The organism is Firmicutes bacterium HGW-Firmicutes-1, from assembly GCA_002841625.1.
Lineage (GTDB): Bacteria > Bacillota > Clostridia > Lachnospirales > Vallitaleaceae > HGW-1.
The window spans coordinates 108,250-125,071 of record PHAG01000011.1 but is presented as its reverse complement, the minus strand read 5'-3'; the positions used below and the strand labels follow the sequence as shown (position 1 = coordinate 125,071).

The following is a 16,822-nucleotide window of genomic DNA, read 5'->3' as shown; positions in this document are numbered from 1 at the left end:
TATGGCATTGTGGAAACGAAGGCTTTTAATGTGAACGATCAGTGTGAATCTATGATTTACCCTGGACTAACCTTTCGGGTGAATGAATAGTTAGTTGTTCTATTGATGTAATCTTGAGATGATCTATAGATCTCGAGATTTTTGCTGGCAACTATTTTTATATAAGATAGAGAGGATAAAATGGAACTTCAACTAAAAACAAATGTCTTAAAAGGCTTCTACAAGCAAATGGTTATACTGGGTCTACCTATTATGATTCAAAATCTGGTAAGTACATCCCTCAATATGGTAGATACCATTATGATCAGCAGTCAAGGTGAGCAAGCACTTGCTGCAGTTGCAATTGCGAATAAATTTCTATTCATTATGTTAGTTATCATGTTTGGCATCAATAGTGGGACATCAATTTTTATATCCCAGTACTATGGCGCTAATGACCATAAAAATATCCAAAGCGTTTTGGGCATGGGGATCATTCTTGGGACGGGTGTTTGTGCTGTGTTTTTTGGCTTGGCATTTTTGACTCCTGAAATGGTGATGGCCGTATTTATTAAGGATGCTAAGGTTATTGAACTGGGAAGCAGCTATTTACGTATCGTTTCGATTTCCTACCTGGCAATGACCTTAACTTTCGCATTTAGTAATGCAAGTCGATGTGTTCATCGAACCAAAGTTCCCATGATTGGGAGCATTATATCCATTTTACTCAATACCTTTATTAATTATCTATTAATCGAAGGACATTTTGGCTTTCCAAGTTTAGGTGTTGAAGGGGCAGCTATTGCAACTTTTATTTCGAGACTGCTAGAATTTGTTATTTTAATGTGCTTTATCTATTTGGATCGTACGCATCCGTTAAATGGAAAAATTCGTGAGTTGTTTGTATTCTCAAGAGAACTGTTCAATAAAATCTTAAAGACAATTCTTCCAGTCATCATCAATGAAGGGCTATGGGTTGTCGGAACTTCTGTTTATTACATAGCTTATGGTAAGTTGGGTGCAAGTTCCATGGCAGCAATGCAGATCTCCATGACTTTAACAGACTTATGTTGGGCTATTTTTACCGGATTTGGTGGAGCTGCGGCAGTTTTAATTGGCAATGTAATTGGTAGAGGAGACGACAAAATAGCATTTACTTATGCAAAAATGACGTTAAAAGCAGGGGTATTGATGGCGATTCTAATAGGAATTCTTATGATTGCAATAAGTCCATTTTTAAATGTTATTCTCGATTTATCAGAGGATACACTGAAACTAGCAATGTCTTGTGTTGTCGTGATGAGCATTTATCTACCGATTCGTAATTTTAATTATATTATGTTCATATCGGTTCTCAGAAGTGGAGGCGATACGACCTACTGTATGATTGTAGATGCTATAACCGTCTGGGTTATTGGTGTTCCGGCAACCTTTGCGGCTGTTTATTTCCTGCCAATTAGTATTCCGCTTTTAATTGGTGTTTCCTATTTCGAAGAAGTGGTGAAGGCTGTGATTGTCTACAAAAGATTTGTTACCAAGAAATGGATTCACGTGTTAGTTACACCATAGCTTTATTGAGGTATTTTGTGGTTAATTAATATTAGAAATAGATATAACCATTCCTTTGGATTTTAGCGGATTTTTTTTATATTGCTTGTTAATGGCTGATTGCATAGGAATTGATTTAAAGGAAGCGACCCTTAAGAAGATTGAAAAGAACCGAGAAAAATATCCAGTGGAAAAAGCCAAGGGGACAAGCAAAAAATATACGCAGTTGTAAAACTAGATGAGGTGATGCTATGACTTCTGATCAATATGAAGTGGCCAATAAAATATCAACTTGAGGAAGCTATAGATTAGATTTTTAAAGAGCTGCTGCATCTCTAACAATGTGTTAGATTTGCATCAGCCCTTTTATTTTTTCTTCTATGCTTCGGGGTTACACAAACTGGTAGGACAACCTGCTACAAAAGGTAGTATAGTCGTTTCGATACCCTTGGATCGAACTAAAACAGTTGCTTGAACTGTTGTTTGAATTAAGCAATTAGTCGATACGGTACTTTCACAGGATGACTCAAGAATTTCACAACTAACACGAGTACCTTCTGGTGCTAGTATTGAGGTCGTAGTGGTAAAATTAAATAATCTAAAAATATGTCTGATTCGACCACTAATACTAATCTGATAATCTAACACGAAGGATAGTAATATTATTGCTTCAACGATCTCCGCTTCATTAGGTTCACTGGTTCTTAAAACAAAACAGCGCCTACTTTTTATAGAACAACCTAAATAGGTTCGGAGCTTTAATTCAGGAATACGGAAGGTCATAGTCCTTTCTGCTTCTTGTCGGCATGCACCAAATATTCTTATAAACTCAGCGCATATGTTGTTGTTAATAAACGGTGGTACAATGCCAGGCTTTGTTGCAAATAATGCTGCTGTCCTGGTGAAAGAGCCCCCACCAGCCTCAAGAATAACTGCACTATTCGTATTATGACCCCAATAGTAAAGGACTGCAGTATCGTTTATTGGTTCATCCGCTATATCTTTATTCGGATCGGTTGCATAGTCAAATGCTGTAACTACACTACCAGACCAACTTGCGTATTGTATTTTACTTGGTGCAATGCTAACTGGCAATTGGCTTGTACCAAGGGCGGTTCCATATACAATGAAGGAGGGCGGTGATGGATTTGTATCATTATCCACCATCTGATAAGCTTCAAAGGTTGGAGGAGTAAATTCAGCTTCATTGGTTAATACTGGACCATTTGGCAGCAGTGCTTGAAAGGTTGGTCCGTCGTCACTAAGAATGATAAAGTCCCAAAGATAACGAATACCAATTTGGGCAGGTATATCTCCGTCATTTGTAATCCCTACGCTTACTTCAATGTAGGAATCATTAAAAGTAGTTCCTATTACGTTAACATCTTGAACTATAATTAATTCATCTGGCGAAATAGGGGGACCTGGTAATATGTAAGTCGTACGAACACCCGTTGTTCCAATTGGTTGAGTACTTGCATAAGGTTCAATATTGAATAGTGTAAATGGCGGTGTAGTGAACGTATTTACTACAGTATAATCTGTATTGGTTGTAAAAGAACGGAAGGTGTTAAAGGAGGTACCAGGGGAGCCATTTCCAAAAAGTACACTTAAACCGTCACCAGCAGGATGATTAGGACCAGTGGTTGCAGTATAAAGACCAACTCCAGATCCTTGAATGTCTTCTACAAATACACGGTATATGGTATTTCCTGCTTCAATTGTTCCAGTAACTGGTTTTTTTGCTAAAGTTGCTTGCTTTTCTTTTTTGTTTGACAAATGTTTCACCTCTTTTCAATAAGATATTATGCTACAGTACATCATATGAAAAAGAGGACAAGAATGTTTCATTTATTAGATGCTATTTAATAATAATATATGGAATTAAGTCAGGTTATGTTGGATATTCCCCAGAATGCTAAATCTTTCACGATAGAAAGTTGCAATAGTGTGTGGTTCATGAATGATTATCACTCGCCCCATTGACTAAAATGGCTAAATTAGTTAAAATGGATATAATAACGCAAGTGTAAATTATACACTAAGTTCGAATTAGAAATTTAATCGAGGAGGGTTCGTATGAAAGTGACATCCACAGACATTAAAAATTCGTTTGGCAAGTATTTAAGGCTTTGTTCAACTGAGCCAGTGTACATTACTAAAAATGGCGAAATCATTGCAAAATTATTGAATCATACAAAAGAAGATGAAATCATAGAAAGTTCAGCTAATTTACGTCAGGTATTCGATGTGGATGCCTCAATGCATAAAGCTTATGAACCAGGCCGTGTTGCTGAAGCGATGGAAGCATATAATCTGAGTAGAGTTCAGATGACTTATGAAGAATTTAAAAACATGAATGAAGAGGCTAATAATCGTTACGAATATATTGATGGTGAAGTGTACATGTTGGGATCCCCTAATGTCTATCATCAACGCGTTGTTTCGCGATTCCACATTGAAATTGATCGTTATTTAACAGGAAAACCTTGTGACGTATTTGAGTCGCCTTTCGATGTCACATTGCTTCGTAGAGGGAATAATAAGTTCACAAACATTGTCCAACCAGACCTGTTGATTATTTGTAATTGGAAAGAGGATACGAACGAGAGTGGTAGATATACGGGTATACCACGATTGCTAGTCGAAGTACTATCCCCAGGGAATACGGTTATGGCATTGTGGAAACGAAGGCTTTTAATGTGAACGATCAGTGTGAATCTATGATTTACCCTGGACTAACCTTTCGGGTGAATGAATAGTTAGTTGTTGCACGTAATGCGTGAAAAATAGAATGAAGTGTTGAAAGAAAAAATCTGATCGAAAAAATATCATTTGTAAAAATAGATGATCGAATGTAGGTGAATGCAATGTTTCGGTTATTAGGCTGCAGTATAAAAAGTTTTTGTGAAAATTTTAAAAAATATATTGTTTTTGAGTTTATAGTTATCATTTTTACAAGTTTTATTTGGGTGCCTATATTAACATATATCTATAAAATGTTATTGAGGTGGATGGGAGCGTCCACGTATTATAACAAAGAGGTCTACCAGGCCGCTATGAGTTATAAAGGACTTGTTGGAATAATAGTGATCTTTATATTGTGTGTCATCATTGTTTTTGTAGAAGCAGGAGTGCTCATAGTAATATCTCAAAAACAGTATTTCAATCAAGAGGTAGATGTACTCAATTCACTTTTGTTTGTATTAAAAAGAGTACCAAAGCTATTTGGACTGAGTATATTTCAGATTGTTCCCTTTTTTATGTTAATCATTTTGCCCCTTAACTTGAATTTTATGAAAATCATTCAAGAAAAAATAAATCTTCCAATTTTGATTACAAGTCAATTAAATGGCTCTAAGATATACCTTATTCTAAATATAATAATTTTATTTTTATGTATCTATTTGTTTATACGGAGTATTTTTACGATCCATTTTATTGTAATTAAAGGTCTCAAGGGATCAAAGGCGATGCTCTCGAGTATTAGAATCACTAGAAAAAATGAAATCCGTATTTTTGTATACTTAATCATTTTCAACATAGTAGTTTTTTTTATAGGGATTACATCAATATATTTATTAACTGGATTCATTAAATGGTTTATGGATAGTATCACAAATCCATTAGTAAGCAACTACGCACTGACTTTATCAAGTTATATAACATATTTGCTAGTGATTCTAATCATGCCAATCAATGTAATATTTGTAACTAATTTATTTTATTATTTCACTTGTCAAAAGGAAGAGCCAATAGATGAGGTAATGTTAAAATCTCATCCTCAGCTAATGAAAATAGAAAATAAGGTCATACAATTTTTTGAGTCAAGAAAGTATCTCTTTTCATTTGTTGTAGTGATTTACTTAACGATCATGTTCCTGTTCAATTACTCTTATACAGAAAAAATATTTAACTGGGATATCGTTGTGGCTGCCCATCGGGGTTATCATCTTGCACCTGAGAACTCCATTAGTAGCATTCGAGAGTCGATAGAGTTAGGTGTAGAGGTTATAGAGATTGATGTGCAGATATCAAAGGATGGTGTTTTGGTATTAAACCATGATAGAACCTTGAAAAGAGTAGCAGGGAAGGATGAAAGGGTAGCTGATCTGAATTACAGTATAATTAAAGATATCTACATAGGGTTCAAAAATAGTTATCTAGATGAAAAGATTCCCACATTAGAGGAAGCCTTACTTGAAATCGATAAAAAAGCCAAAGTGATTATAGATATTAAAAATTATGGATCTGATCAGGAAATGGCAGAGAAGATAGTTGAATTAGTTGAAAGAAATAATATGATTGACGATACATATATTCAATCCTTTGATCAGAAAATTCTCAAAGAGATTCGTTCGATAAATCCAGAAATTAAAATAGGGGCAATATTATATGCTTCTATTGGTAATCTCAGCTTACTAGACGTAGATTTTTATACGATTCATCAATATATGCTTTCAGATGCTTTTGTCAAAAACACCCACAAGCTAAATAGAGAAGTATGGGTCTGGACAGTAAATTTGGATGAAAATATTCGTGAAGTATTAAAATACAGAGTAGATGGTATCATTACAGATTATCCAGAACGTGTTCATGAAATTCTTATTGAGTAAGGACTTAAAATCGGATAAGGACGTTTTAAAACTTGACTTTACGAGGACGTTTAGGGTAGAGTTATTGCAATAGCAACCAAAAGGGTTATTGCTATAGGATGATAGAAAAAGGCGATTTTTTAACTGTTTTTTAAGGAGTTTAAAATTCGCCTTTTGTAGGTTAACAACCACATTTGCACTTACTTTAAGTTGAACTTCTCAACAATCTCTTTGATTTCCATAGCAATCATTTTTGACTTTACTTCCTTAAGGCCAACATTTTTTGCGACTTCCAGTATATCTTTCATACCTGGATTCTTTCCGTTACCATTTATACAGGTAGCATGTTCTCCTCCGATAGAGGAGCTGTATGTTAGGTCATAAGCTGGTGATAGATTCCATCTGTTGGCAGTATCATCATAAAGAAAAGAAAAGTTCTTGGAGTGATCATCCCGATTATGTGAGAATACATTAAAGCACATGAGGCGGTAAAATTTTTCAACCTCAGCAAAGTCCTTCGTCAGTTCTAATGTAAGCCTTAAAAGAATATTGTAATCAAGATTCGGAATTCGGTGTGTTGTCTCTAAAAGTGCACTAACAGATATCATGTGAATTTTCTTTGTTGCACCTGATACATCCTTTTTTCTGTCAAATCTGCGTGTTCCGAAATATCCGTTGCATATTGCAGAAGGAAACAGTCTTGTTTTCTCCATTATAATGCCACATTCCTTTGCACATAAGGAATAATTGTATTCTTTTTCGCCAATATCCTTTGAATCCACAGATGATGGGAATTTGACAATCCATTCTTCACCATTAATATCTGTCAGTATTTTCGGTCTGGCACCGCCTGAAGAACCACCAAGTTTAAACAATTCATCAAGATTATCTGAGTAATCTGTGCGAAGAACATTTGCGCATTCTATGGCAATGGTATCAAGATCCATGGAAGTATTTGATATACCTTCGAGGTGGTAAACTGGCTCATAAGTAAGTGCACCCATTCCTGAAGAACCGACAATTGCCAGCCTATTTATATTGTTGATCTCGAGTGGATTTATTTTGTTTTTTAGGAGCAATCTGTCCACAAGAAGACGACCCCATCCATCAGGTAGGCTGTCTGCAAATACACCATACAGGCCTTCAAACGGATCAGTTTTTGGAATAAAGACCCTCTTTTCCAAAGGCAATGAAAAGGGACTAATAGAAAATCCGGTATTTAGCCATTCTTTGTCATATTCAAAAGCAACCTGAAAATTTTTGTATAATGCCATTGTGCCTACAAGTCTACCATCATACCGAACTGATATTGTTTTAATTCTGTCCATCGATTACCTCCTGTATGGATTTAAACGGTCTTTCGGAAAATAAGCTTTCCAGATCATTTTCACATTCCATTGCAATAGCGATTTTGGTAAGAGAACTAAGAGATATTTCACCTGTGTGTTCAAACCGTTTTACAGAACCCAAGCTTACTCCTGATTTTTCGCTCAGTTTTTCCTGTGTCAGCTTCATGGCTTTTCTGATGCTCCGTATTCGAAGCGCTATTCCTTCATCAATTTCTTTAGGGGTTTTTTGACTTAAAAAATAATTGTTCATAGATAATATATTATCTCTTATTGCGGATAATGTCAAGTAATGGCTAATATATTGGCGATTATGAATATAGCGTTGACCGAATTAGTCCTGTTTTACGATGTAAACATATCGTAATATACACCTTGACATATGGTTATAAAAAGTATAACATATAGTAATAAAAACTATATTAAATGGAATTCTAAATGGCGAGGTGAAAACGATGGGAAAGAGTTTAAGTATTGGATTATTTGGTGATTCGATTTTAAAAGGTGTTCAAATTAATCCATTAAACAAAAGATATCATGTTGATAATCATATTAATATCGAAATGTTAAGCAAAAGATATTCTATGCAGATAAAAAATTATTCCCATATGGGATGTACGGTAACAAAAGGTAAGAAACTGTTAGAAAAAAGACTAGAAACCAATATGGAATGTGACGCAATTATAATGGATTATGGTGGAAATGACTGTGACTATAATTGGAATGCAATCTCAGAAAATCCAAAAATGACTCATTTACCTAACACGCCAATCGAGCTTTTTAAAGAAACATATTATAGCATAATCAATATGTTAAAGGGGAAAGGCATCTTACCTATAATGACGACATTGCCTCCATTAGAGCCACAAAGATTTTTTGAATGGTTTTGTGCGGATTTAAATAAAGCAAATATACTAGAGTTTCTTGGAAATGTGAATAGAATTTATGATCATCAAGAAAGCTATTCAAGGATCATTGAAGAGATTGCACATGAAACTCACGTGCCACTAATTGACCTAAGGGAATCCTTCCTAAAAGCTGGTAATATAGGGGAACTGCTTTGCGAAGATGGTACGCATCCGAATACACTGGGTCAAAAAGTTATAACAAGTTCACTCAATGATTTTGCATATAGATTTATGCTGCATTAAATATCTAAACAAACCCAATATTGAAAAGACCAGCATATTTAGCGATTTTGGCTTCGTCCTCAAAACGTGCTGCACGAACGAGTCAAATGGTAAATTATGCAGATATGGCAAAGGATGTTGGAATTAGGCCTCCAACTGCTAAACAATGGTTAAACAAAACATTATACTTTATCCCATTGAAATTAAGAAAAGCAGTCATCCCAAAAAGGATTTTTTGTTTGTAAAATTGGTGTGATAAAATAAAGTTGATTTAATTTTGTATTTACGGTAGGTAAGAATTAAGAGAATCTTATAATATTGTTTTAAATTATGGATACAAAGGGATCCCTATAGAGAAGGTGAAAACTTGGAAAAGCGTATAAGTGAGAAACAACGTTGCTGGTGGGCTGGTACAGATCTAACGTATTGTCAATATCATGACGAAGAATGGGGTAGACCTAGTCATGATGATCGACACCTGTTTGAGATGCTCTGTTTAGAAGGTGCCCAGGCTGGATTATCTTGGATTACCGTTTTGAAAAAGAGAGTGCACTACCAGAAGGTGTTTAAAGGATTTGATCCGATAGAAGTTGCCAATATGACGGATGAAGAGCTAGAAAACATTTTGCTAGACCCAGGAATTATTCGTAATCGTCTGAAGGTTTATGGCTTTCGTAAAAATGCAAAGGCGTTTCTGGTCGTTGTCGAGGAATTTGGCTCATTTGAAAAGTACCTATGGAATTTTGTGGATGATCAAGTTATGATCAACAATTTTTCTTCAGCTCAAGAAGTACCAACCAAAACAGAAATCAGCGATTATATGTCAAAAGATCTTAAAAAAAGAGGGTTTACCTTTGTTGGTTCAACAATTTGTTATGCCTATATGCAAGCCGTGGGTTTGGTGAATGACCATACGACAGATTGTTTTAGGTATCAGGAAACTTTGAAATAGGAGAGATGGTGATTCCTTCAGGTAAATATGCAATTGTCCATTTTGAGATTGATTAAAGTGAACACACGGATGCTTGGAATTATATTTATGGTGAATGGCTTCCAAACAGTGGATTTCAGCCAGATGATGGGTATGTTTTTGAGATGTATATGAATGATCCTAGCAAACATCCAGAGAAAAAACATATTATTGATATTTACCTACCAGTAAAACCATTATAGCCACTATAGGACAATAACTATATAACTACGTAACTAACGAAAATTCTTGTTATGATATGCAAGGATTTTTTTGTTATAAAACTTCTATTAAGAGGATATTTGTAACCAAAATAGTTAATCTTTTGTTTTTTCTTGACAAAGGGTATACTAGCGAGTAATATTGAATATATATTCAATGAATGGAGATTCAATATTATGGGAGTTCGTGAAGATCAAAAAGAAAAACGCCGGAATGAAATTCTTATGGCGGGGCTAGATATATTTATTCGAAAGGGATATGCTTCGACAAAAATCAGCGATATTGCAAAGCAGGTCGGTATGAGTGCAGGGCTTTTGTTTCATTATTTTGAATCAAAGGAAAAGCTGTATGAAGAACTGATAACGATTGGTATTTCGGGTCCAATGAGCGTCATGGCTCTCACAGAGATGGAGCCAATCAAGTTTTTCGAGAGTACCGCTAAACAGATTTTTCACTATGTGCAGACGGAATCATTTACCGCTAAAATGTTTGTCCTGATGAGTCAGGCGTTTTATAACGAAGCAGCACCGCGAGGTATTAAAGACAAGCTACTGAATTTTGATATTTATACGCCGACAACTCTGTTAATTCAAAAAGGTCAGGCAAATGGTACAATTCGGGAGGGGGATCCTAATGCATTGGCAGTCGCTTATTGGTGTGCGATTCAAGGCATAGCAGAACAAATAGCACTGAATCCCGATACACCCTGCCCTGAAAGTGATTGGATTATTGATATTATAAGGAGGAAATAACAATGAAGAAAGTAATTATTGTCGGTGCAGGAATTGCCGGGCTTACAGCAGGTGTTTACGCACTTCAAAGCGGATTTGATGTTACAATTTACGAAAGTCATACCATTCCAGGAGGCGCCTCCACAAGCTGGCGAAGAAAGGGGTATTTATTCGAGGGCGGAATGCACTGGTTGACAGGTTCGTCATCAAAAACCCAACTTAACAAGCTGTGGCGTGAAGTGGGTGCTTTGGATGATACTGTTAATATTTATAACCGAGATCCTTTTGTTGCATTTGAATATAACGGACAGACTGCATATCTCTATCGAGATATAGATAAGATGCAGCAGCACTTTTTAGAGATTTCACAGGATGATGAAAAGGAAATTATTAAATTCTGCAAGGACATAAAAAAATTCACAAAAATAGCTATGCCTATTATGGATATCAAGAACGTAAAAGTTAAGAATAAATCTTCTTTTGGGTTATCGTCGCTTTTTAGTATGCTGCCCGCTCTTCCCCGAATATCCTTTTATGCAAATCAAACATCAAAGGAATTTGCAGAACGGTTTAAGAGCCCACTTTTACAGAATCTGTTTGAAAACATAGCTGGCGCTGATTACAATGCCACTGCAATGGCTTTTACTATCGCAACGTTATCTTCCGGAGATGGAGGCTATCCCGAAGGCGGCTCACTTCGTATGGCTGATCGAATGGCAAAGCGTTTTGAAGCCTTAGGAGGCACGATACAATACAGCAAAGAGGTATGTAAAGTATCGGTTCAAAATGGAGTTGCTTGCGGAGTAATCATCAACGGTGAACACATTAAGTCAGATGCAGTGATCGTGACACAGGATACACTTGTTGCTATCGACACACTGTTTGACCCTCCTATTCGGGAGACTTGGGCACAAAAGATGCGTGAAAGCATAAAACCTGTACTCAATACCTTTGTTAGTGTGGGCGTGGAGGCAGATTTGTCTGATATGCCAGAAAGTTTAACATTTATGATAGAGGAGCCACTTCTGTGCGGTGGTGTGCCGGAATACACCATTGGTATCAATAATTATGCAGGTTACAAAGGATATGCACCAGAAGGATGCACCGCCGTGACCTCCATAATCGTGGGAGACAGCTATAATTTCTGGAAAGCCTGTAAAGAAAACGGCACATATAAAGCCGAAAAACAAAAGCTGGCAGAGGCATTTACACATATATTAGCGAAAAAATTTCCGCAGACTGCCGGGAAAATAGCGGTTTGCGATGTAGCAACACCCTTGACCTATGAACGGTATTTACATTCATATAAAGGCTCATGGATGTCAATAATGGGCAAAGGGAGCAAAATGGAAAGTTATCCTTCCAAACCCGAAAGCATAAAAAATGTTTATTTTGCGGGTCAGCGAATAATGATTCCCGGAGGACTTCCTGTAGCTGCAGAAACGGGACGAAAGGCCGTTCAATACTTATGTAGGGATACAGATACAGTGTTTCAGGGGAATATATAAGGTTGATGTTGCGGAGTGCTTTGTTTTCGATGTCAGTGGGAATTCTAATGCTTTTATAACGAATTACCAGCAAACAAATGATTTACAATATTATGTAGCCAATAGATTAGCTATACAAACTTGACATTAGCTAATCCGTTGGCTATAATAATTATAGGAGAAAGGAGAGATTGAATATGGAAGCAACAGCTACGGAAATGAAGAATAATTTTGGACAGTATTTGGAAGAAGTTATGGAAAGAGATACAGATGTGGTTATCACTCGCAATGGCAAGAAGGTAGCGAGATTAACGCCCTATGTTATAGATGTGGAGCGCTATTTTACAATTAAGGAAAATGCCATTGATTATGTATATGGTGGCAAGAAAATCTCCTACGAAGAATATCTAGTGATGAATGAAATGAGTAGTCAGCGGTCTGAGTACATGAATGGTGAAGTAATCCTGATGAGTTCTCCAAATGTAATGCACCAGATGATTGTGAATCGGATTAGTTTTACCTTTCAGACATGGTTTCAAGGTAAGCCATGCCAATCTTTTACAGCGCCCTTTGATTTACACCTAAAGAAAAAGGGGTTGACAGAGCCGGATGTTGTTCAGCCTGATCTGTTGGTTGCTTGTGATTTGAACCAAGGAGTTAATGAAAAAGGCCGCTATATGGGAACACCGGCCTTAGTGGTTGAAATTCTTTCAGAGTCAACCCGTTCAAGGGACATGGTGGATAAGCTCAACAGTTACATGTTGTCTGGAATTAACGAATATTGGATCGTAGATATGATGTATAATAAGATAATGATGTATGAATTTAAGAATGCCGGGATAGGCCGGTTTAACATTTTTGAATCTGGTTTATGCCGTTCCTTTTTCTTCGAAGGGCTTGTCGTAGAAGTGGAAGGAATCTTTGCGGGAATTTAATACTTGCATGTACAGTTACATTTATTTAACCTATTAAGAGGTTTTATAGATTACCATTACTTAATCATATTTGTATCCAAAATAGTTATAGATTCAGTATCAAATAAGATTAGACCTTCGTTTTTCATCTTTTGAAGTTCTCTTGAAAGAGATGTTCGTTGCACACCCATGCGATCAGCAATCTCCTTTTTTGTCATATTGAGCATGATTTTATTCGAATTTTGTAACATATATGCATTTTTTAAATAAGCCACCAGACTTTCTCGTATAGAGCGATTCACATAATGCTTGATTTTATCACCTAATAGAAGCGCATGATCTGAAATGTACTCTAAAAATAGTTTCAAGAAATCTTTATTAGTGGAACATAATTCAAAGAGTAATTCCTTCTGAATTTCTAGTATTGTAGTATCTGATTTAGCGGTAACAGTCATAGGATAATGAGGATTCTTAGAGAAAATGAGATTTCCACCTAATATATCATCTGGATAGAATTCGGTAATTATGAGCAAATTTCCAGACTCATCAATACGTTCAACTACAACTTTTCCCAATAATAAAATTTCTACAATTCTACAAATATCCCCATCAAAATGGATGATTTCATCCTTACTGTAGGTCTTAATTTTCAGCGCTTTAGAGTTAAAGGCTTCTTCTAATAATGCTATTGGGATTGGTTTTAATAACGAATAAGTATTTGATATTGATAATAAATCCATAATTCTCTCCCTTTGGTGTTACCTTGGTAACGCTATTTTTGTTGTTCTTATTATATAATTATTTTAAACAATAAGAAAGGGGAATTTTAATGGACGTTTTTACGCTCGCATTTTGGGGTATATCAATTGTATTAATAATTGTATCTTTGATTAAAAGTAAGAAGAAGACATTCGAAGCGATGAAAAAATCGAAAGGTATGATGGGAAATATGCTTGGAGAAATTATAGCAATCATCTTTATCATTGGATTGATACTAACGTTTGTACCACCAGAATCAATAAAAAGTGTGCTTGGGTCAGAAAACACAGTGATGGCAACAGTAATTGCTGCTATTGCAGGAAGTATAACTCTCGTACCTGCATTTGTTGCATTTCCTTTAGTGGGTTCTTTCATTGATGTAGGTGCTAGTATCGTTCCAGCGGTGGCGTTTTTAACAACTTTAACTATGGTTGGTGTCGTAACGTTTCCACTTGAGAAAAAAGAATTTGGTTTTAAATTTACGCTTACAAGAAATCTACTCAGCTTTGTTGCGGCATTATTCATTGCAGCAGTAATGGGGGTGGTGCTATGACATTGACTCAAGTAATAAAGAAAAACAAGTTATTATTGATAGTAGGCATGATCTATCTAATCTTATTTATTCTGATGCCAGATAAGGCATCAAAAGCAATGAGTAACAGTGTTTATTATCTGATTGAAATGTTTCAAATTCTACCAGTCATTTTCTTGTTGACAGTCGTGATTGAAGCACTGATTCCCAAAGAGGTAATCATCAAGCATTTTGGAGAAAAATCTGGATTCCTTGGGAATATACTTTCACTTGTATTAGGAAGTATTTCAGCTGGACCGATCTATGCGGCTTTCCCGATTAGCAAAATGCTGCTTTCAAAAGGAGCAAGTGTTGCCAATATTGTAATTATACTAAGTTCATGGGCAGTTATAAAAGTACCGATGCTAGCCAATGAAGTAAAATTTTTAGGTTTCTCTTTCATGGGAGTTCGATGGATTTTAACGGTGATCGCAATTCTTTCAATGGCTTGGATTACAGGGAAACTAGTGGATAGAAAGGAGCTTGCAATAGAATCAGCAAACACTTCAGATGTTCTGATTGAAATTAAGAAGGAATATTGTATTGGATGTGGCATTTGTGTAAAAATGCTTCCAGAAGTTTATGAAATCAATGAACAAAAGGCACAGGTAAAAACGCAAGGCATTAATCTAAGTATTAAGGAAATTGTTCTTGATACTGTTGAAAAATGTCCCACTAATGCGATTGTTTTCCATGAAATATAATGTGAAGAATTTGCAACAAGACCTATTAGAGCTCATTGTTATTAAGGCTTAATTAAATGGATTTGGATTAGATGGAGATATTATTGAGTATTACCTGATATAATCGCAAGGCATCTCTTGAGAGTCTACCCCAGCGTCGTAGCTGGGGTAGAAATCTACATAAACTTTGTGTACGAAATAAAGTTTCATTCTTTTGTATGGGCTTGTACTAATATTTGATGCTTAATCTTCACCAATAGGGTCTTCGATTAGGGTAGCAAAAATTAGTTCGTGCTTATGAGCAGCATCTACAGTTGTTCTAGCTTCTACAAAATGGACATGTCTTCCATCACCAACGGGAATCTGAAGACTAGATATTTCTTTAAATTCGTGTAAATGGCCTTCGTAGAAGTCTGTTGCGGCTATTACTTCATGAACATGTCCACCCTTAACACGGATCGCTTCACTTGAAACTCCTGCAAATCGGTGGTTATGGGGATTAACTTCCAGTGCAGCTAATCTTGTACTGCCAACAAATTCGTGATTATGGAATTGTTCCTCTTTTCTTGACATGATTTCACCTCCCAAAGACTTGTCACTAATCAGTATATGATAAGTCTTGTAAAAGGGTACTCAAGCGAAATAGCCAGATTGTTATCAATAACTGGGGGTATTCAACAAGGGAGCTAGTACTATCAGATAAATGACAATGTACATGAACCAAAGGAGACGTTTGCGTGTAACTATTATTAGGGTTATAAGGTATTAGCAGTAATTCAAGTAATTATTAGGTTGAGTTTTTATAAAAAATATGGTAGTATATACCTATAAAGTAATAATTCTGACACGATAATGGCAAACCAGTTGAAAAATTGGGACGCAAAACTAGAGGGCCTTACCTACAAGGATGGCAGCCAGTCCCCCGAATGAAGGAATTTTTTTGTTCTCATTTTTTAGTATGTACGTGCTTTGTCGTTGCTAGAGAACAGCACATCCTACGATTACGTTGTAGGAATCATAGATAATTGTTTGTGAATAGATAAGGTGGTGGAAATATGACGATTCAAAGTATGGCAAATAGTGAAATGGCAAAATCCATGATGAAACTTTCTGCTGGACAAAGAATTAATAGAGCTGCTGACGATGCTGCAGGGCTAGCAATCAGTGAAAAAATGAATGCCCAAATTAGTGGCTCGAACCAAAATGTAAACAATATTTCTGATATGGGTAACCTGTTGAATACAGCAGAAGGCTCCTTAGAAAGCATCAATGACTCTCTTTCAAGAATCAGAGAATTGTCAGTGCAAGCGAGTAATGGGATTTTGACTAACGATGACAAGCAGATCATTCAAAATGAGATTGAAGGTCTAAAAAAAGGAATTTCAAGCACAGTCAACAATACAGAATTTAATACAATGAAGGTTTTAGATGGTTCATTTACAAATAAAAACGTAGCTATGAATACTAGTGGATCTGGTTCAAGGATATCTATTGAAAACAGTAGTTTAGAGACTTTGGGAATCAAAGAATTTGATGTTACCAAGAGCTTTGATATTGCTGATATTGATAATGCCATTGGCAAGGTTACAGAATCGAGATCGAAAATTGGTTCAGTGAGCAATACTTTTGAACATGCCTTAAACAATACAAAAAACAAAATCATTAACGAAACACGTGCAATGAGTCAAATAAAAGACGCAGATATTGCAGCTGAGGTTTCTAGTTACAAGAAAAATAAAGTGCTTGAACAATATTCAATTGCAATGCAGCGAGAGTCCTCTAGAATCAATGCAAATAAGTTAGGAATGTATACAGATTTAATAATTTAATATAAACAAGGTATCAAAGCTTGTCAAAATATGTTACTATGATTTAAAACAAAGAAAT

At 35.8% G+C, this 16,822-nt stretch carries 18 protein-coding genes, 1 pseudogene and 1 riboswitch; of the genes and pseudogenes, 14 read left to right on the top strand and 5 right to left on the bottom strand.

Features of this window, described 5'->3' with window-relative positions:
• The first annotated feature begins 180 nt into the window (after window positions 1–180).
• Both CVU84_14485 and CVU84_14480 read left to right on the top strand, forming a co-directional pair.
• Window positions 181–1,548, top strand: coding sequence for an MATE family efflux transporter (locus tag CVU84_14485; protein ID PKM93783.1), 1,368 nt, complete (start codon window positions 181–183; stop codon window positions 1,546–1,548).
• A gap of 91 nt (window positions 1,549–1,639) precedes the next feature.
• Window positions 1,640–1,759 (top strand): hypothetical protein, encoded by a 120-nt coding sequence (locus CVU84_14480; GenBank protein ID PKM93782.1) that lies wholly within the window; start codon window positions 1,640–1,642, stop codon window positions 1,757–1,759.
• Window positions 1,760–1,905: 146 nt separating this feature from the next.
• On the opposite strand, the gene CVU84_14475 is transcribed toward CVU84_14480, so the two are convergent.
• Complete coding sequence (locus CVU84_14475) at window positions 1,906–3,306, bottom strand: hypothetical protein (GenBank protein PKM93781.1); 1,401 nt, start codon at window positions 3,304–3,306, stop codon at window positions 1,906–1,908.
• A gap of 300 nt (window positions 3,307–3,606) precedes the next feature.
• Between CVU84_14475 and CVU84_14470 the strand changes: the two genes are divergently transcribed.
• Both CVU84_14470 and CVU84_14465 read left to right on the top strand, forming a co-directional pair.
• A complete protein-coding gene (locus CVU84_14470) occupies window positions 3,607–4,233 on the top strand; it encodes a prevent-host-death protein (protein ID PKM93780.1) in 627 nt (208 codons plus the stop codon).
• A 164-nt stretch (window positions 4,234–4,397) separates the two neighbouring features.
• Entirely contained in the window at window positions 4,398–6,143 is a 1,746-nt protein-coding gene (locus tag CVU84_14465; protein ID PKM93779.1) for a glycerophosphodiester phosphodiesterase, read from the top strand.
• 179 nt (window positions 6,144–6,322) lie between these two features.
• Here CVU84_14465 and CVU84_14460 read toward each other — a convergent pair whose 3' ends face one another.
• Together CVU84_14460 and CVU84_14455 are read right to left on the bottom strand one after the other, a co-directional pair.
• Window positions 6,323–7,450: a toxin HipA gene (locus CVU84_14460; GenBank protein ID PKM93778.1), complete on the bottom strand. Its 1,128-nt coding sequence runs from the start codon at window positions 7,448–7,450 to the stop codon at window positions 6,323–6,325.
• Window positions 7,437–7,721: an XRE family transcriptional regulator gene (locus tag CVU84_14455; protein ID PKM93777.1), complete on the bottom strand. Its 285-nt coding sequence runs from the start codon at window positions 7,719–7,721 to the stop codon at window positions 7,437–7,439. The genes CVU84_14460 and CVU84_14455 overlap by 14 nt, the downstream gene beginning before the upstream one ends.
• Window positions 7,722–7,923: 202 nt before the next feature.
• On the opposite strand from CVU84_14455, the gene CVU84_14450 reads away from it, so the two are divergent.
• The 7 genes and pseudogenes from CVU84_14450 to CVU84_14420 all read left to right on the top strand — a co-directional run bounded on the left by CVU84_14450 (window position 7,924) and on the right by CVU84_14420 (window position 12,943).
• Window positions 7,924–8,619 carry an SGNH/GDSL hydrolase family protein gene (locus CVU84_14450; GenBank protein PKM93776.1) on the top strand — a complete coding sequence of 232 codons (696 nt, stop codon included), beginning with the start codon at window positions 7,924–7,926 and terminating at the stop codon, window positions 8,617–8,619.
• Window positions 8,620–8,639: 20 nt separating this feature from the next.
• A complete protein-coding gene (locus CVU84_14445) occupies window positions 8,640–8,843 on the top strand; it encodes a hypothetical protein (GenBank protein PKM93775.1) in 204 nt (67 codons plus the stop codon).
• Between the two features lie 134 nt (window positions 8,844–8,977).
• Entirely contained in the window at window positions 8,978–9,550 is a 573-nt protein-coding gene (locus CVU84_14440) for a DNA-3-methyladenine glycosylase I (GenBank protein ID PKM93789.1), read from the top strand.
• 5 nt (window positions 9,551–9,555) lie between these two features.
• Window positions 9,556–9,771: pseudogene (locus CVU84_14435) on the top strand (hypothetical protein).
• Between the two features lie 195 nt (window positions 9,772–9,966).
• Complete coding sequence (locus CVU84_14430; GenBank protein PKM93774.1) at window positions 9,967–10,542, top strand: TetR/AcrR family transcriptional regulator; 576 nt, start codon at window positions 9,967–9,969, stop codon at window positions 10,540–10,542.
• Between the two features lie 2 nt (window positions 10,543–10,544).
• Window positions 10,545–12,029 (top strand): NAD(P)/FAD-dependent oxidoreductase, encoded by a 1,485-nt coding sequence (locus tag CVU84_14425; GenBank protein PKM93773.1) that lies wholly within the window; start codon window positions 10,545–10,547, stop codon window positions 12,027–12,029.
• 176 nt (window positions 12,030–12,205) lie between these two features.
• Entirely contained in the window at window positions 12,206–12,943 is a 738-nt protein-coding gene (locus CVU84_14420) for a prevent-host-death protein (protein ID PKM93772.1), read from the top strand.
• A 56-nt stretch (window positions 12,944–12,999) separates the two neighbouring features.
• Here the strand turns inward: CVU84_14420 and CVU84_14415 are convergent, their stop codons facing one another.
• The gene (locus CVU84_14415) at window positions 13,000–13,662 is read right to left on the bottom strand and encodes a Crp/Fnr family transcriptional regulator (GenBank protein PKM93771.1); all 663 of its coding nucleotides are present in this window, start codon (window positions 13,660–13,662) and stop codon (window positions 13,000–13,002) included.
• An 89-nt stretch (window positions 13,663–13,751) separates the two neighbouring features.
• Between CVU84_14415 and CVU84_14410 the strand changes: the two genes are divergently transcribed.
• Together CVU84_14410 and CVU84_14405 are read left to right on the top strand one after the other, a co-directional pair.
• The gene (locus CVU84_14410) at window positions 13,752–14,234 is read left to right on the top strand and encodes a permease (GenBank protein ID PKM93770.1); all 483 of its coding nucleotides are present in this window, start codon (window positions 13,752–13,754) and stop codon (window positions 14,232–14,234) included.
• Entirely contained in the window at window positions 14,231–14,956 is a 726-nt protein-coding gene (locus CVU84_14405; protein PKM93769.1) for a permease, read from the top strand. The genes CVU84_14410 and CVU84_14405 overlap by 4 nt, the downstream gene beginning before the upstream one ends.
• A 222-nt stretch (window positions 14,957–15,178) precedes the next feature.
• Here the strand turns inward: CVU84_14405 and CVU84_14400 are convergent, their stop codons facing one another.
• Window positions 15,179–15,511 (bottom strand): hypothetical protein, encoded by a 333-nt coding sequence (locus CVU84_14400; GenBank protein PKM93788.1) that lies wholly within the window; start codon window positions 15,509–15,511, stop codon window positions 15,179–15,181.
• 268 nt (window positions 15,512–15,779) lie between these two features.
• Window positions 15,780–15,861, top strand: a riboswitch (cyclic di-GMP riboswitch).
• 129 nt (window positions 15,862–15,990) lie between these two features.
• Between CVU84_14400 and CVU84_14395 the strand changes: the two genes are divergently transcribed.
• Window positions 15,991–16,764 (top strand): flagellin, encoded by a 774-nt coding sequence (locus CVU84_14395; protein PKM93768.1) that lies wholly within the window; start codon window positions 15,991–15,993, stop codon window positions 16,762–16,764.
• Window positions 16,765–16,822 lie beyond the last annotated feature (58 nt).

Excerpts from the sequence above, each read along its gene's own strand:
- CVU84_14485 (PKM93783.1), top strand. The coding sequence starts at position 181 with ATGGAACTTCAACTAAAAACAAATGTCTTAAAAGGCTTCTACAAGCAA.
- CVU84_14405 (PKM93769.1), top strand. The coding sequence starts at position 14,231 with ATGACATTGACTCAAGTAATAAAGAAAAACAAGTTATTATTGATAGTA.
- CVU84_14450 (PKM93776.1), top strand. The coding sequence starts at position 7,924 with ATGGGAAAGAGTTTAAGTATTGGATTATTTGGTGATTCGATTTTAAAA.
- CVU84_14425 (PKM93773.1), top strand. The coding sequence starts at position 10,545 with ATGAAGAAAGTAATTATTGTCGGTGCAGGAATTGCCGGGCTTACAGCA.
- CVU84_14470 (PKM93780.1), top strand. The coding sequence starts at position 3,607 with ATGAAAGTGACATCCACAGACATTAAAAATTCGTTTGGCAAGTATTTA.
- CVU84_14455 (PKM93777.1), bottom strand. The coding sequence starts at position 7,721 with ATGAACAATTATTTTTTAAGTCAAAAAACCCCTAAAGAAATTGATGAA.
- CVU84_14465 (PKM93779.1), top strand. The coding sequence starts at position 4,398 with ATGTTTCGGTTATTAGGCTGCAGTATAAAAAGTTTTTGTGAAAATTTT.
- CVU84_14480 (PKM93782.1), top strand. The coding sequence starts at position 1,640 with ATGGCTGATTGCATAGGAATTGATTTAAAGGAAGCGACCCTTAAGAAG.
- CVU84_14460 (PKM93778.1), bottom strand. The coding sequence starts at position 7,450 with ATGGACAGAATTAAAACAATATCAGTTCGGTATGATGGTAGACTTGTA.
- CVU84_14410 (PKM93770.1), top strand. The coding sequence starts at position 13,752 with ATGGACGTTTTTACGCTCGCATTTTGGGGTATATCAATTGTATTAATA.
- CVU84_14395 (PKM93768.1), top strand. The coding sequence starts at position 15,991 with ATGACGATTCAAAGTATGGCAAATAGTGAAATGGCAAAATCCATGATG.
- CVU84_14420 (PKM93772.1), top strand. The coding sequence starts at position 12,206 with ATGGAAGCAACAGCTACGGAAATGAAGAATAATTTTGGACAGTATTTG.
- CVU84_14430 (PKM93774.1), top strand. The coding sequence starts at position 9,967 with ATGGGAGTTCGTGAAGATCAAAAAGAAAAACGCCGGAATGAAATTCTT.
- CVU84_14415 (PKM93771.1), bottom strand. The coding sequence starts at position 13,662 with ATGGATTTATTATCAATATCAAATACTTATTCGTTATTAAAACCAATC.